The 2,385-nt window shown below is 39.5% G+C and carries 2 protein-coding genes and 2 pseudogenes; 3 read left to right on the top strand and 1 reads right to left on the bottom strand.

Going from position 1 to position 2,385, the window contains the following annotated elements; genetic code table 11:
- Positions 1–250 (top strand): annotated as a pseudogene (locus tag ADM33_RS10325) (oligoendopeptidase F); the annotation flags it as partial.
- A 177-nt stretch (positions 251–427) separates the two neighbouring features.
- On the top strand, positions 428–877 hold the full coding sequence (locus tag ADM33_RS10320; protein WP_414716797.1) for a thioredoxin domain-containing protein: 450 nt from the start codon (positions 428–430) through the stop codon (positions 875–877).
- A gap of 101 nt (positions 878–978) precedes the next feature.
- Here ADM33_RS10320 and ADM33_RS10315 read toward each other — a convergent pair whose 3' ends face one another.
- Complete coding sequence (locus tag ADM33_RS10315) at positions 979–1,743, bottom strand: (S)-acetoin forming diacetyl reductase (protein WP_049505045.1); 765 nt, start codon at positions 1,741–1,743, stop codon at positions 979–981.
- Positions 1,744–2,006: 263 nt separating this feature from the next.
- Here ADM33_RS10315 and ADM33_RS10310 point away from each other — a divergent pair.
- A pseudogene (locus ADM33_RS10310) lies at positions 2,007–2,324 on the top strand (M3 family metallopeptidase); the annotation flags it as partial.
- Positions 2,325–2,385 lie beyond the last annotated feature (61 nt).

The following is a 2,385-nucleotide window of genomic DNA, read 5'->3' as shown; positions in this document are numbered from 1 at the left end:
CTTGTATAGCTACACTTACTCAGCAGGACTTGTCATCTCGACTGCTGGTTACCTTCATCTTAAAAACTCTGAGAATGGAGCTAGAGACTGGCTCAATCTCCTCAAATCAGGTGGTAGCAAGACACCACTTGAGTCAGCTATGATTATCGGAGCCGATATCTCAACGGATAAACCACTCCGTGATACGATTCAATTCTTGTCGGATACGGTTGACCAAATTATCAACTACAGTGCCCAGTTGGGAGAATAAAATCATAAAAGTGCAACAATAGAGCTATATTGTTGAGATTTTAGAATGACATTTATTTCATAAAGTTTGCCGAAGACTTTGTCTTCAGACTGTGCATCATTACAGATCTATCGGTTGGATTTTATATATCTTGTCGTGGGCGATTAGACTTGGGAAAATACTTAGAAAAGGACGGAGATGCTAGTGCGTGTCAATAAAAAATTTAGCTTGTTTATCATTGGAATTGCTATGCCGATTTTGTTTATGATCTGGAAATTCAGTCAACCTGTTCTTCCAAAAACTTATCAGGAAGCTGTTCAGTATACTAAAGCAATCAATATGAAAGAAATGCGCTCCAAACTTGCAAATGGCGACGAGTTTGTTGTCTATATTGGAAGAGAATCCTGTCCCTACTGTCAAAAGTTTGTGCCCAACTTGGCTCTAGCGATTCAAAAAAGTCACCAGACGGTCTATTATTTGGATAGTGATTCTGATGAAAAGGATGAGATTACAGCCTTTGCAAAAGAAATGGATATCCAAACCGTTCCGAATCTTTCAGTCTATCAAAATGGTAGTAAATCACGTTATTTAGAGCAAGGAAGTTCCGCTAGTCTTGAAGAAATCCTCTCATTTCTGAAGCATGAATAGGACAGAAAGATTGTTTTAAATGACAAAAAACGACTCCAAAAATTGGAATCGTGGAGATGATAAAAGAGGTTGGATTTTGTTCCAACCTCTTTTTATGTATCTTAATGGAATTGCATACCACCATCAACGATAATGGTTTGACCTGTAATGTAGTTTGAATCTGGTCCAGCAAGGAAGCTAACTGCTGCAGCTACATCTTCTGGTTCAGATAGGCGTTTCAATGTAATATCTTTTGCGAATGTTTGCATACCCCACTCGTCATCTTTTCCTGCATTTTTTCCAACTTCATGAGCGATATCATACATCATTGGTGTTTTTACGATACCTGGAGCATAGGCGTTGACAGTTATACCTGACTCTGCTAAATCACGCGCCAATGTTTGAGTAATACCACGAACAGCGAATTTTGTACCGCCGTATACAGTCAAGTTTGGATTTCCGACAACACCTGCTTGAGAAGTAGCATTGATGATTTTACCACCGTGACCAAGTGCTTTAAATTGAGCCTGAGCAGCTTGTGCTCCCCAAATCACACCACCGACGTTAATAGCAAATGTGCGAGCAAATTGCTCCTCTGTAATTGTATCCAGAGGTGTAGTAGGAGCAACACCAGCATTGTTTACAACAACGTTCAAGTCTCCGAAATGATCGACAACTTTTTGGAAAGCTGCAGCAACTTCTGCTTTTTTAGACACATCAGCTACAACAGCAAAAGCTTTATCTGCTGACAATTCAGCAACTGCTTTCTCAGCTGTTTCAACGTTGTAGTCTAAAACTCCAACCTTAAAACCATCTTGAACCAAGCGTTTTGCGATTGCAAAACCGATCCCTTGACCTGCACCTGTAACGATAGCTACTTTAGACATATGATTCCTCCTCGGTATCCGTGATACCATTCAAACGTTCATAAAAGAACAGCAAAAGGTTTATAAGTGAGTCGTGATAGGTTTCTAAAAGAAGTCCTATCACGTTTCAGTATACACCTTTGTGAAATTTGTGTCAAACAAATACTTAGCTTTTGGAAAAAATTAACTCTCTAAGAGTGAAAAAACTATCTGAGACTAACATGTTTATTTCTTATAATGAAGATAGCTAGAAAAGAATGTTGTATAATAGATGTGTATGATTGGGGGAAACAGATGATCCCTACCGTATACATCCATATGACCTCATGAGCTGGACAGGTCGTTTGAGCGATGTTTATACCTTGATTCATGAAATCGGGCATTCTGATCAATTCATCTTTTCTGACAATCACCAAAGCTATTTTAATGCCCACATGTCGACCTACTATGTCGAAGCACCGTCAACCTTCAATGAATTGCTTCTCAGTGATTACTTAGAGAATCAATCTGACGATCTACGTCAAAAACGTTTTGCCCTTGCTCACCGCTTGACGGACACCTACTTCCATAACTTTATTACCCACCTTTTGGAAGCAGCCTTCTAGCGTAAGGTGTATACACTGATTGAAGAAGGAGAAACCTTTGGGGCAAGCAAACTCAACA

This window comes from Streptococcus oralis, assembly GCF_001075875.1.
Taxonomy (GTDB): domain Bacteria; phylum Bacillota; class Bacilli; order Lactobacillales; family Streptococcaceae; genus Streptococcus; species Streptococcus oralis_I.
This window is presented reverse-complemented; position numbering and strand designations above follow the sequence as displayed.

What these genes read in the sequence shown, in the direction of transcription:
- ADM33_RS10315 (WP_049505045.1), bottom strand. Translation starts at nt 1,743, where the DNA reads ATGTCTAAAGTAGCTATCGTTACAGGTGCAGGTCAAGGGATCGGTTTT.
- ADM33_RS10320 (WP_414716797.1), top strand. Translation starts at nt 428, where the DNA reads ATGCTAGTGCGTGTCAATAAAAAATTTAGCTTGTTTATCATTGGAATT.